The sequence below is a fragment of the Paenibacillus sp. NPDC093718 genome (assembly GCF_050279985.1).
In the GTDB taxonomy this organism is placed as follows: domain Bacteria; phylum Bacillota; class Bacilli; order Paenibacillales; family Paenibacillaceae; genus Paenibacillus_AQ.
This window is the reverse complement of sequence record NZ_JBNNUS010000004.1, coordinates 172,886-185,556: the sequence shown is the minus strand read 5'-3', so window position 1 is coordinate 185,556 and position 12,671 is coordinate 172,886. Positions and strand designations below refer to the sequence as shown.

The following is a 12,671-nucleotide window of genomic DNA, read 5'->3' as shown; positions in this document are numbered from 1 at the left end:
TGCTTGGCGGGGATTTTAATATCAACCATATGACTGCCTTCGGCTATTATACGCACAGCCGACGGTTTATCCGCCGATCTGTGACATACGCCGGACGGTGGGGGTATGGCTTTGCATTTTTTTCTCGAGCGCGAGCGCCATTTCATGATTCAACGGTTTGGAACCCAGCGCTTTGCGGAACAGGTTTGCCACCGCGGAAGGATCATCGACGACGCGGCGCACGTTAAATTCGTCGGACCAGTACAGGCAAGCCTTGATGTGGCCGTCAGCCGTCAGCCTGAGGCGGTTGCAGGAATCGCAGAAATGATCGCTGACCGGATGGATCAGACCGAAGGTTCCTGTAGCTCCAACCACCTTCATATTTCGTGAAGGTCCGTTGCCGGATGGCCCCTGCTCTTCCTGAATAGTCCAACCCGCCTCCTGGCACACTTCGGATACCCGGCTGAGCGGCAGATACGAATCTCGCCAGGCATCGGACGCTTGCCCGATCGGCATGTATTCAATAAAGCGGACATGTAGGGGACGATCGAGCGTCAGCGCGATAAAGTCGCGAATTTCGTCTTCGTTGAAGCCCTTCATTAGCACCATGTTCAGTTTGATGGGATCCAGGCCAGCTTCATAAGCGGCTTCAATGCCTTCCAGCACTTTACGCACTTGACCGCCGCGCGTAATGCGCGCGTAGCGATCCTCATGAAGCGAATCCAGACTGATGTTGATTCGGGTAAGTCCGGCTTCCTTAAGCAGGCGAGCTTTGGAGGGGAGCATGATCCCGTTGGTAGTCAGGGATATATCTTGAATTCCTTCAATGGAAGCAATCATATGGACCAAGGATTCCAGATCCTTGCGTACCAGCGGCTCGCCGCCGGTAAGGCGTACTTTGGAGACGCCCATGGGGGCAAGGACGCGCATGATCGCTGCGATCTCTTCATAACTCATAATCTGATCGGGTGGTTGGAATTCCATCCCTTCTTCCGGCATACAATAGACACAACGAAGATTGCATCGATCCGTCACTGAGATACGAATATAATCATGGACCCGACCGAAAGAATCTTTAAGCGGTTCGATCATGGAAATCCCCCTTTATAGCATGCATGGTCACATTGTAGCCATTCCCTGAACGGGAGTCAATGCACCGTTTGAGTCATGCCGGCAGGACAAGCTGCGGCAAAACGGCCATTCTTTTGTGAGAAGAATCACAGAAAACGCTTTCGGGATCCAGTATATTGAAGCTGTGGACAAAAGCTTTCTCCCCTTGAAAGCGAGTAGTGACATTCTAGATTTCCGAAAGTTTCCTGATTTTTCCGAAATTTTCGGAAATCATTTCAAACTGCTTTCATTAGACGTTCATCTAAGATATACTGTCAAGGATATCACATCCAACAAGAAAGGTTACCAATAGGAGGTTCGATATGGCGATATCACCTGTTCAAACTTTGGAGGTGCCTGACGTCTGTCACAGATGGCTTGAAAACCGGGGTACGGTCTACGAGCTGCTCATCGATTTTTTGGGCAATTGGCCCAGCTTGTCTATGATTGCGGAATGGAGCCGCGGAAGCGGAATTAGCAAGGCTGCGGAGTGTTCGAAGGCCGGTACGGACCTGATGACCTATTTATGTGGACGCTCACCTGAGGAATTGGTTCGGATTTGCGAATACGAAGGGGCGGAATACCGCCGATTGCTTCAGCAGTCCAAACAGCGTCAAGCGGCAAAGTCTCATTACACGAAGGATGGATGCGCTCAGGATTTAGCCGATTGTTATGCATCCGTCGGTGTTGCCTTTAATAAACTGCACGGGGAAGCGGACGATCATATAGCCATTGAACTGGAATTTATGACACTGCTTCATGACCGTATGCTGAACAATACGTATTGTGAACATAGCATGCTGCAATTGATGGAGGTTCAAGAGAAGTTTCTGGAGGAGCATCTGTTGTCATGGGTGCCATCCCTCTGCAAGGATCTAAAGGGCTCCACGGAAAGCCCGCTTTATCAGTCGGTATTCAGTCTGCTCGAGGAGTTCCTCGCACAGGATCTGAACATGCTGAAGACGTGGAAGCATTCCAGGGAAGCTGTGCTGGTACATTAGCGAGTCAGGACAATATCATAGTCATCCAAAAAAAAGCCCCAGCCTCCTAATGTAGGAAGCCGGGGCTTTGATGTTCTAATTAATCTTCGATTCTTTTCTTGCTGAACTTCATCAGGAACTCGTACACGATAGGTACCACCACGAGTGTGAGCAGCGTCGAGCTGATCAGACCGCCGATAACCGTGATGCCGAGTCCTTTCGAAATGATGCCTGCGCTGTTCTCCCAACCGAATACGAGTGGCAGGAGAGCGCCGATCGTTGCGAGTGCCGTCATTAGAATTGGACGAAGACGGGTAGCGCCGGCTTCAAGCAGGGCTTCGCGGGTACTCATGCCTTCGCGTTCCATATGGATCACGCGGTCGATCAATACAATCGCATTGGTCACGACGATACCGATCAGCATGAGTACGCCCATGAGTGCAGACACGTTCAATGTCTCGCCTGTAACAAGCAAGCCGATAATGGCTCCGATGACAATGAACGGCAGCGAGAACAGGATGGCGAACGGTGCGAGACCGCCACCGAATGTAACCACAAGCACAAAGTATACAATCGCGATGGCTGCCAGCATGGCGAGTCCAAGCTGTCCGAAGGTTTCGTTGATTTGCTCGGTAACGCCTCCGAACTGGACGGATACGCCGTCTGGAAGCTCAAGCTTGTTCACTTCAGTCTCCAGGTTGGTGGAGGCCGACCCAACATCGCTGGACAGGATATCGGCTGTGACGGTCACAACCATTTTCCCGTCGATGCGCATAATGGAGTCAGGAGTCGTTCCTTTTTCCACCTTGGCGACATCCTTGATCGGCACTTCGATACCGAGTGGAGAGGTGACGGTTTCGTTCTCAATTTCTTTGATGCTCTTATAGGTTTTGCTGTCCGTCTCAATGTAAACATTGTAAGTCTTGTCCTCAATTTTGACTTCGGTCAAGACCGGACGTTCCCGTACGGGAGACAGCTTCATTGCCAATTGTCCTGCGGTCAGGCCAAGGGAGCTCAGCTTCTCTTGGTCAGCAACCAGCGTATACTGCTCGAACGCTTCGGATAAGCTGGTTTCTGCATTCTCGAAGGTGGCTGTATCCTTGTTGGCAAGCTCTGCAATTTGATCAGCCACCGGCTTGATCTGCTCCAGAGAATCGCCAAAGACGTTAACCGTTAACTGGCTGCCGCCAAAGCCGCCGGCTGCCATGTCCATATTGGACCAGGTACCGTCCGGTACTTCCTTGGCAAGATCCTCGACAAGCGCTTTTTTGACATCTTCGAAGTTTTTCGTGTCCGGGTCATACATAATATAGAACAATCCGGAATTCGCTGATCCCATACCAAGCGGATTGCTTCCGCCGATGGAGTACTGCATCGTTTCGACTCCAGGTTGATCCAGAATCAATTTCTCCGCTTTTAATGCGCGTTCCTCCACATCCTCCAGCATCACGCCAGGCTCAGGAGAATAAGTCACCATGGCATATTTGTCTTCCTGTTCCGGAATGAAGCTAACGCCAAGGTACTTCGTCAGGAACAAGCTTCCTGCCAATAACGCGATGGCTGCCAGGAATGTAATGGCTTTGTGATTCAGCGTCCATTTCAGAATGGAACGATACCCGCGGGCCATTGCGCCCGGTTTCTCCGCATGATCATGTTTGTTCTTCAAGCCTTTGCGGAACAGGCTGTGCGCCATAGCGGGCACGAGCGTAATCGCCACGACCAGAGAAGCGAGCAGTGCGAAGACCATCGTCAATGCAAAAGGCATGAACAGCTCTCCGACCATACCGCTGACCAGGGTAAGCGGCAGGAATACCGCGATGGTTACGATAGTGGAGGACATGATCGGCACAAACATTTCACGTGTAGCGGCGCTGATGAGCTCACGGCCCGTTAATTTCTCGGTCGAGAGGGACATGCGCCGGTAGATATTCTCGATAACGACGATCGAGTCATCGACAACCCGGCCGATGGCAACGGTCATGGCACCGAGTGACATCATATTCAGGGTGATATCCATTTGTCTCAGACAGAGCACAGCAATCAGCAAGGACAATGGAATCGAAATAATCGATATAATCGTCGAACGGATGTTGCGCAGGAAGACCATTATGATCAGAACGGCGAACAATGCGCCGAATAATGCCTTGGAAAGCATCGTATGAACAGAGTCTTCAATCGGCTTGCCTTGGTCCAGCATGATCGTCAGATCCATGCCAGGATAGAGGCCTCTCAATTCTTCTGCCTTGTCTTTCACCTGATTGACAACGTCAACCGTATTGGCGTCGTTGGCTTTCACGATTTGGATACCGATCGATTCCTTCCCGTTGGTGCGGGAGATGGATTCCGAGGTTCCAATAACTTCAATTTTGGCAATCTCGCTGAGTTTTACGGTTGGAATGCCGGTTGGAACGGCAGGCGCACCGTTTGGTCCGCCTGCAGCAGCACCGGCTCCAGGAGCGCCTTGTTGGCCGGTCCCAGCTGCGTCACCGGAAGGCTGCTGCGATGGTTGTTGACCTGCCCCGGCATTCGGAGCGCCGGCCCCGGCAGCTGCATCTGCACCGCCGCCCGGAATAACCGGAATAGCGATATTTTTCAGGTCGTCAATGCCGATAATGCCGCCATCGATAGCAACGGCCTTCTGGGATTTGTCCATTTCGAACATGCCGAGCGGAACGTACAGCGCGGAACCCTGCACGATACCTTTGACGGTATCCTCCGTCAAGCCAAGCTCGTTCAGTTTGTCCTGATTAAACTTAAGCTGTACCTCGTTCACGAATTGTCCGGCTACCTGGATGGAAGCAACGCCGTCCAAATCCTCCAGCTCCGGAACGATGTCATTCTCTGTGATGCGTGTCAATTCATCCAATGCCATGTTGTCTTTGTTCGCAATACTTAGGGAGACAACCGGCATGGAACTCATGCTGAATTTGGATATGGTAGGTTTCTGAGCGTCATCAGGCAGCTTTACCTCGTTAATGGCTTCACGAACAGCAGCTGTAGCGTTGTCCAGATCACTACCATAATCAAACTCAACCATGACATTGGCTGCATTCTCCATGGAGGTGGAGGTTACGGTTTTGACGCCGTCAATATTGCGAAGTCTCGTCTCAAGCGGTTTGGTGACATCCTCCACAACCCCTTCAGGGGCTGCGCCCGGATAGATCGCGGTGACACTTAAGAATGGGACATTAATATCCGGAATGGTTTCCTGCTTCATCGTCAGTCCGCTGTATAACCCACCGAAGCTGACGATGATGGTCAGCAGCCAGATCGCAAACTTGTTGCGCAGCGAGAAATTGATAATTCCTTTCATTAGGCGATTCTCTCTCCTCTCCAAAACTCTATGTCTCTAACTTGTACTAATTTCCCTGCATCATTCCACCGGGTGTCAGATAGCTTTCGAGCACGGTAACAATGGTGCCCTTCAGCTCCGTAAACAAGGCTTCAAGTTCCTCGATCTCCTCCAAGTTAGCAAGCATTCCTTTCAGAACGGCCCGGCTGGGCTGGAGGGCAAGCAGTTCCTTCTCCATAATATGGAGGGACTCCATTGCATCTTCCCGGACATCCGTCTCTACCTGAATCTTCTTTAGTTCATTCTTCATCGCCTTAATGACGATGAGCGGGTGACGAGTTGTACGAATGTCGGTTTGGCATAATTGGCCCAATTGCCCCACCGCCTCCATCGGGATCAGGGGCTCGGGCCGTCTGCGCAGAATACTTTCCACAATATCATCGAGCAGCTGAATCTGGTGATCAGCGGTGATTCCCACATTCAAATGGAACCCGGGCATGAACAGGAAGCGGATATACGAACCCAGCATACTGCCCATAAACATGCCGATTTCCAATGTGTATGGCTCTACTTCGGGCCCATAAATGGATTTCAGCTTATTGTTAAACCACTGCAATGCAGCCAGCATTTCCTGCCGCATGTTTTCCTTGTCAAAGGGCGGTTTCCCCGGCATCTGATCATGGAACTGCTTCAGGAGAAATTCCCGGATCTCCAGAAAATGGATCAGAAGCACTTCCGTCTGCTTGCGCAGCTGCTCCTTGGGCGCGAGAAGCGGATCGTGGTCGACCCGGAGAATCTCATCTTTAATCCGGCTTGCGATATGCTCGTAAATGCTCTTTTCCAGTTCCTCTTTGGACTTGAAATGAAGATAGAGGCTGCCTTTCGACATCCCGCATACTTCGGCGATTTCCTGCATGGAGGTAACCGAAGAGCCCTTCGCGGAAAACAGCTGCATCGCAGTGATGAGAATTTGCTGTCGTTTTTCTGCCGTTTTATCAGCCAATCAATAGCTCACCTCGCTTGAGAACTTTTCGGTTCTTGGATTGACCATGAGGTCAATAATTATTATATATGAAAAAGAACGACCGTTTCAACTTTACTACGGTCGTCCTTTACGTTAGGTTCTGAAAACTTATGAAATTTTACAAAAGTAATTAACTGATCAATTTCAGGCCGACGGCCGAGCACAGGATCATGGCTATAAACAGAACCCGCCGCCATTCCTTCGGTTCACCGAACAGGAGCATCCCTGTGATGGCGCCGCCCACCGTCCCGATTCCCGTCCAAATTGCGTAAGCGGTCCCCATAGGCAGTACGGTCATGGCGTAGGAGAGGAGGGTGAAGCTGGCGGCAAAAGATAAGGTCAAAATCAGTACATATTGCCATCCCTTGCGCTCCGACACGCCTTTGATGCCGATGACGCCGCCGATTTCGAATAATCCGGCAAATACAAGAGCAATCCAAGCCATTACTTACTCACCTCCGGTTCCGCATGATCAGCCGTAACCAGCTTCAGGCCGATCACACCTGCCAGCAGCACGCAGATCAGAAGCACCTTGAGCAGTTTAAACGGTTCTCCGAAGAACAGCATTTCTGAAGCGACCGTTCCGGCTGTGCCGATTCCCGTGAATACGGCATATACCGTTCCGACCGGCAGCCGTTTGGCTGCCGCGATAATAAGATAGAAGCTGACTGCAATGGCGGCTACGGTTCCAAGCCACTCCCAGATGTTGGAGGAATGCTTCAAACCCATAACCCATATGATTTCAACCAATCCGCCAAGCAGCACATAAATCCAGTTGCGATTCATTATGATGTCACTCCTTTTATGAAAACAACAGTAACCCTTAACGGTTACCGATTCCTATTCTTCTTAAGCCTCTTTATCATGCGTAGAACAGGAAACTTTAACTCTTCTGGTTAAATCCTGGTTTCGTTACACCTAACCAATACACAGGCCATGAGGCCACAAGCCGCCTTAAAGCCCGTTCCTCTCCGCCGTACACGGTTTCCAGATGAATTCCGTCCAGCAAGGTCATATAGGCAATCGCGGCATTACGCGGATAACGAATGATGCGTCCGTGTACCGGGCAGCCAGCGGCAAGCAGTTTGGACAGGTTCTCCTCCTGCTGGTCCAGCAATGGATATACCAACCCCATCACTTCGTCATACAGCGCGCTTGGCGGGAAGAAGGCCATTCGCAAGAAGAACCGTACTTCATCATCCAGGCGATAAGCTTGGAGGCGGCTTTCAAGAAATCCATGCAACTGCTGCTCCAGCGACCAATCCGCGTGATCGAGGAAATAGTCCACCATCGATTGCTCTTGGCGCTGGAATACGTCCTGAAGCACCTGCAGAAACAAGTCGTTCTTGCTTGAAAAATGGGCGTATATCGACGGTTTTTTGATCCCGCAGTCGTCAGCAATATGTTTCAGCGATGCCCCTTCGTAACCGTTTTTGGCAAAGTGGGCAAGGGCGGCTTGCTTAATATCGGCGGCACTCATAACATTCCCCCTAACTAACGATCGTTAGTTATGTTTTTAACAAATGGCGTTTCCATTGTCAATATTTTATTTTGGGGCATCGGCTCCTTGTCAGCTCGCGGAGAACAGTCTTTAGTTCCTGAGGGAGATCATGTAGAATATGGTGTGACCAGCATCGTACATACATAGAGACATTAACGATAACAAGGGGTATACGATATGAGAAAGGGAATACAGGCTGTATTGATTACCGCGCTTTTGTTCGCGTTTTATTATTTCGGCCTGGATTATTTCGGGAAGACGACCGGGACCATTATCGGGATATTCTCCACGCTAACCGTAGTATCCATCGGTTTCATGATTTTTATGGAGAACCGTCATCCCACCAGCACGATGGCCTGGATTCTGCTCTTGGCGTTAGTCCCGATCGTGGGGCTTGTGTTTTATTTTTTGTTTGGACAGAACTATTTCAAGCGAAGAAAATACGACAAAAAGGCACGTAAGGACGTTCTGGTATACACCAGCGAAGTGCTCCGCAAGAACACCCCGGACATCTCCTGCTTTAAGCCCGAAGTGCAGCAGCTCCTTCAGCTGTCTACCCGCCTGGCACGCACGCCGATTTCCTTCTCAAGCGATACCAAGGTGCTGACCGACGGGGAAGAGACATTTGCAGCCTTGATTGCGGAGCTGGAACAAGCGGCGCATCACATTCATATGGAATATTACATTTACCGTCCGGATGCGATCGGAACGCAGATCCAGGAAATATTAATTCGGAAGGCGAGAGAGGGGGTTGCCGTGCGGTTTATGGTGGACGCCGTTGGCAGCTTGCAGCTGCCGCCTTCCTTTTTGCAGGAGATGAGGGATGCAGGTGTACAGGTCGCCGTATTCGGCAGTCCAAAGACGATTTTCTTCACGAGCCGTGTAAATTACCGCAATCATCGCAAAATCGTTGTGATTGACGGGAGTGTCGGATTCGTAGGCGGATTGAATGTAGGGGATGAGTATTTAAGCCGCAGCAAGGCATTCGGTTTCTGGCGTGATACCCATATGCTTGTTCGAGGAGAGGCTGTCAGAACGCTCCAGGTTGTCTTTCTGCAGGATTGGCAGTACATGACGGGAGAGCAGCCAAGTGAGCCGATCTATTATTCACCGGATTTACTGGAGAGTCGTGCCGGTGCCGTTCAGATAATCGCAAGCGGACCGGACAATGAGCGAAGAGCCCTGAAGAACATTTTCTTCTCCATGATTGTGTCGGCTCGCAAGTCGGTCTGGCTGGCTACGCCGTATTTTATACCGGATGAAGACATATTCACCGCGCTCAGAGTTGCTGCCCTGTCCGGTCTTGATGTACGGATTCTGTTTCCGTCGAAGCCGGACAAATGGCTGCCCTTCCTGGCTTCCCATTCCTATTTTCCGGATCTGCTGGACGCCGGGGTAAGGGTATATGAATATGAAAAAGGGTTCATGCATTCGAAGCTGCTGATCGTTGACGGCGAGGTTGCAACCATTGGCACGGCTAACATGGACATGCGGAGCTTCCACCTTAATTTTGAGGTTAATGCTTTACTCGTTCATACGGAAAGTGTGGGCAGGCTGGTATCCGATTTCGAGCAGGACCTGGAATCCGCCCTCCTGTACGATCGCAATCATACCCGTAAAAAGAGAATCATGACCCGGCTGCTGGAGTCGGCCGCCCGACTGATGTCACCTCTGCTATAGGCCAAGCGGAGGTTGGCCATTCAGGCCTAGACCGGCCCTTCATGCGCGTACATACATACTATTGAAGGAATTGTTAAAAGGTTGTGAAACCCAGCCATTTTTGCAGTTTAAACAGGATATCCTTCATCCATGTCGTTTCTCCTTGGTAAGCCTCGGCTTCGAGACTAAAGGCTGCACCTTCGTTGAACCATATCCGATGAAAGTATCGGTCCAGGTCCCGGGTAAGCGGATGATCCTTAGGTGCGGCTATCCACAAGTTGTTTTCCAAATTGAGATCAGCCAGATTCCGCTTGGTGAAATTGGTTGACCCGCCGGTAATCACGGACTTGCCTGTCGGTTTGGCAATGTACATGAGCTTGGTATGATACTGCTCCGTACCGGTGTTGTACCAGCGAATGGAGATATCCCCCTTGGATTTCTTGATGAGCTCAGCAGCAGCCGGACGGTTGGGGATGCCGATCTTACCCCGGCCGAAGGCGTTCTGGTTCGGATCCAGGATGATGCGTATATCAACGCCGCGGTCCGAGGCTTTTAGAAGCTGGTCCATGACTTTGCTGTCGGCCAGATAGAACATTCCCATCCAGAGCGTGTCCCCAGGCTGTGATTGCTCAATGGCCTCCAGAACATATTTATAAATTTTCCCTTCCGTTAAATAACGAACATCGACATCGTTAGCTTGACCTGAAGGCTGCATGGTTGGCTTAGAGCCCGGCTCATACTCCGGCAGTTTGATCGGGCTTGTAAGGTTAACGGCGGCTTGCTCGGCTGCAAGCATATCCCCGATGATGTCCCCGCTCGTTTCGAAGGCGATGTTCGAGTGGAACGCGCTGGCGTCATGGATGTTGGCTGATGTGACCAGCGCGGTGTTCTCGCTGATGACAACTTTACGGTGATTGGCCTTCACGTTCAGCAGCTTCAGATAGGAGCGCACCGTAATATCGGGTGCTTCGCTTGCCATCAGATTGGGAAGTGTCCCCTGGCCCGACTGGCCAAACCACTGGAAGAATGTGCGCCATACGGCAGAATAGGCGGGCGTAGAGTCTCGCAGCCGGTCGACATCGGTCATGATTACATGAATGCCAGCAGCCTTCATGGCCTCGAATTCCGGCAGCGAATAGGAGCCATACCCGGTATTCACTTCATCGGAAATAAAGAAGATATCCATGTCGGGATATTTCTTCTTATGGGTAACAAGGCGATGGGCAAGCTCTTCGCTGACTTCGGGGAATTCCTGACCTTTATGGGTGTAGCCGTTGAACAGAAACATATCGATAACCAGGAATTTTCGGGATTCGTCGATAATTTGACCGATGCGGGGTCCGATTTCGCGATCATGTACCGGTTGACCGTCCGGTCCGGGGTACGTCAGGTCGGTCCACATTTTAACGTCGCTCTGGTACAGCGGGCTTTCATAGGAGATCCCCTTCGGTAGTGGCTTATGAGTCTGATAGATCATCACGCCGATGAGCCATAGTATAAGTAGGACAAGGCAGATGAAAATCGTTGTTCGCGTTCGGGAGCTTTTGGTATTCGGTTTCCCTGGTATGAGCTGCGTCCCTGGATTGCCTGCGTCGGTTGTAGGCAGATTTTCTGAATTGCGGTTATGAATGAAATGGCGGAAACCCAAGATAGCCCATCCTCCTATCGCTGTCGTATACCGTTAATTAACATGAAAGTCCCGTTCTGACGCACTCTTCGTTTCTGCAATTCAGCAAGTGTGAGATATGGAGACGGAGTTGACCCTAGGAAGCCGGGGTAGAATGATATTCGGGTTTGTTTTTTCAAAACATGCGGTAGAATGGGTCAAGACCGAGTCGGTTATATTTTTGCTAATGGATGATGTGCATGTCATGCGGCGGAATAACCTGATGCCAATGATATGCTTATATACGGCTTATCTAAAGGATGAGCGAAGTGGATAAGGAGGTACGGGATGAATTCAGAACATAAAGAGACCGCGGGTAAACCAGCTGAAACCATTTCAGGCAGAGGTTTGGAAAGCCCCGAGGGCAGGCTGATGCCGGAAGTGCCTACGGGCGAGCGGAAAATAGAGCATGTACGCTTATGCCTGAATGAAGAAGTTGGCTCCGAGGGAGTAACCACAGGTTTTGAACGTTACCGCTTCCGTCACTCCGCACTGCCGGAAATCGACTTTGGCGATATTAAGCTGGACACTGCATTTCTTAATTTTTCCGTACGAACCCCATTTCTGATCAGCTCCATGACTGGGGGAAGCAAAGCCACCGGAGAGATCAATAGACGTCTGGCTGAAGCAGCGGAACGGCGCGGCTGGGCACTTGGGGTAGGCTCGGTGCGCGCCGCGGTGGAGAAGGAAGAGCTTGCTCCCACGTTCCGTGTCCGGGAGAGTGCGCCGAGCGTTCCGGTTATCGCCAACCTTGGAGCGGTGCAGCTGAACTATGGCTTTGGCCTTGACGATTGTCAGCGGGCGGTGGATATCGCGGGGGCGGACATGCTGGTCCTTCATTTAAACGGACTTCAAGAGGTGTTTCAGCCGGAAGGGAATACCCGGTTTGGCCGTTTGCTTGGACGAATTGAGGATCTGTGCCGTACGCTTTCGGTACCGGTCGGCATTAAAGAAGTCGGATGGGGCATCGATGGTGAAACCGCGCGGAACCTGCTCAATATAGGGGCGGCCTTCATCGACGTGGCTGGTGCGGGCGGTACCTCATGGAGCCAGGTTGAAAAATTCCGCAGCCAGGATCCGGTTCGCCGCGCTGCGGCTGAGGCTTTCGCCGGGTGGGGCAATCCTACCGCGGAATGCATCGTGGAGGTTCGAGAAGCCGCGCCAACCTGTGCGCTTATCGGCAGCGGCGGGCTGCAGAGCGGCGTCGATGCGGCTAAAGCGCTCACCCTTGGCGCCGATCTGGCAGGCTTCGGGCGTGGACTCCTGGGATCAGCGGTCGAATCGGTGGAAGCGCTGGATCAGCGGCTTGCCCAGGTGGAGTTGGAGCTGCGGACGGCGATGTTCGGAATCGGCGCAGGGAATATCGATGCGCTGAAATCAACCAAACGGCTGATTCGCGTTTAAATGGCCAGGGTGATTGGCGGGATTTACATTAAAGCGATGGCAGTATATTCGTGTTG

Annotated in this window: 10 protein-coding genes; 3 read left to right on the top strand and 7 right to left on the bottom strand. The window is 51.5% G+C overall.

What is annotated here, in order from left to right; translation table 11 throughout:
• Positions 1 to 66: 66 nt before the first annotated feature.
• A complete protein-coding gene (moaA, locus tag ACQKPA_RS13755) occupies positions 67 to 1,071 on the bottom strand; it encodes a GTP 3',8-cyclase MoaA (protein ID WP_216534412.1) in 1,005 nt (334 codons plus the stop codon).
• A 341-nt stretch (positions 1,072 to 1,412) separates the two neighbouring features.
• Here moaA and ACQKPA_RS13750 point away from each other — a divergent pair, with 341 nt between their 5' ends.
• Positions 1,413 to 2,090 carry a TorD/DmsD family molecular chaperone gene (locus tag ACQKPA_RS13750; RefSeq protein ID WP_194539955.1) on the top strand — a complete coding sequence of 226 codons (678 nt, stop codon included), beginning with the start codon at positions 1,413 to 1,415 and terminating at the stop codon, positions 2,088 to 2,090.
• 79 nt (positions 2,091 to 2,169) lie between these two features.
• Here ACQKPA_RS13750 and ACQKPA_RS13745 read toward each other — a convergent pair whose 3' ends face one another.
• From ACQKPA_RS13745 to ACQKPA_RS13725, 5 genes are all read right to left on the bottom strand, one after another.
• Complete coding sequence (locus ACQKPA_RS13745; protein WP_427493028.1) at positions 2,170 to 5,382, bottom strand: efflux RND transporter permease subunit; 3,213 nt, start codon at positions 5,380 to 5,382, stop codon at positions 2,170 to 2,172.
• Between the two features lie 46 nt (positions 5,383 to 5,428).
• Entirely contained in the window at positions 5,429 to 6,364 is a 936-nt protein-coding gene (locus ACQKPA_RS13740) for a TetR/AcrR family transcriptional regulator (RefSeq protein WP_427493026.1), read from the bottom strand.
• 151 nt (positions 6,365 to 6,515) lie between these two features.
• Positions 6,516 to 6,830, bottom strand: a complete 315-nt coding sequence (locus ACQKPA_RS13735) for a DMT family transporter (protein WP_427493024.1) — start codon at positions 6,828 to 6,830, stop codon at positions 6,516 to 6,518.
• The gene (locus ACQKPA_RS13730) at positions 6,830 to 7,171 is read right to left on the bottom strand and encodes a DMT family transporter (protein ID WP_427493022.1); all 342 of its coding nucleotides are present in this window, start codon (positions 7,169 to 7,171) and stop codon (positions 6,830 to 6,832) included. Before ACQKPA_RS13730 ends, ACQKPA_RS13735 begins: the two co-directional genes overlap by 1 nt.
• Positions 7,172 to 7,268: 97 nt before the next feature.
• The gene (locus tag ACQKPA_RS13725) at positions 7,269 to 7,865 is read right to left on the bottom strand and encodes a TetR/AcrR family transcriptional regulator (RefSeq protein ID WP_427493020.1); all 597 of its coding nucleotides are present in this window, start codon (positions 7,863 to 7,865) and stop codon (positions 7,269 to 7,271) included.
• Between the two features lie 198 nt (positions 7,866 to 8,063).
• On the opposite strand from ACQKPA_RS13725, the gene cls reads away from it, so the two are divergent.
• Entirely contained in the window at positions 8,064 to 9,566 is a 1,503-nt protein-coding gene (gene cls / locus ACQKPA_RS13720; RefSeq protein ID WP_216534420.1) for a cardiolipin synthase, read from the top strand.
• Between the two features lie 73 nt (positions 9,567 to 9,639).
• On the opposite strand, the gene ACQKPA_RS13715 is transcribed toward cls, so the two are convergent.
• Positions 9,640 to 11,193 (bottom strand): phospholipase D family protein, encoded by a 1,554-nt coding sequence (locus ACQKPA_RS13715; RefSeq protein ID WP_427493018.1) that lies wholly within the window; start codon positions 11,191 to 11,193, stop codon positions 9,640 to 9,642.
• Positions 11,194 to 11,499: 306 nt separating this feature from the next.
• Here ACQKPA_RS13715 and fni point away from each other — a divergent pair, with 306 nt between their 5' ends.
• A complete protein-coding gene (fni, locus tag ACQKPA_RS13710) occupies positions 11,500 to 12,615 on the top strand; it encodes a type 2 isopentenyl-diphosphate Delta-isomerase (RefSeq protein WP_427493016.1) in 1,116 nt (371 codons plus the stop codon).
• The last annotated feature ends 56 nt before the right edge of the window (positions 12,616 to 12,671 follow it).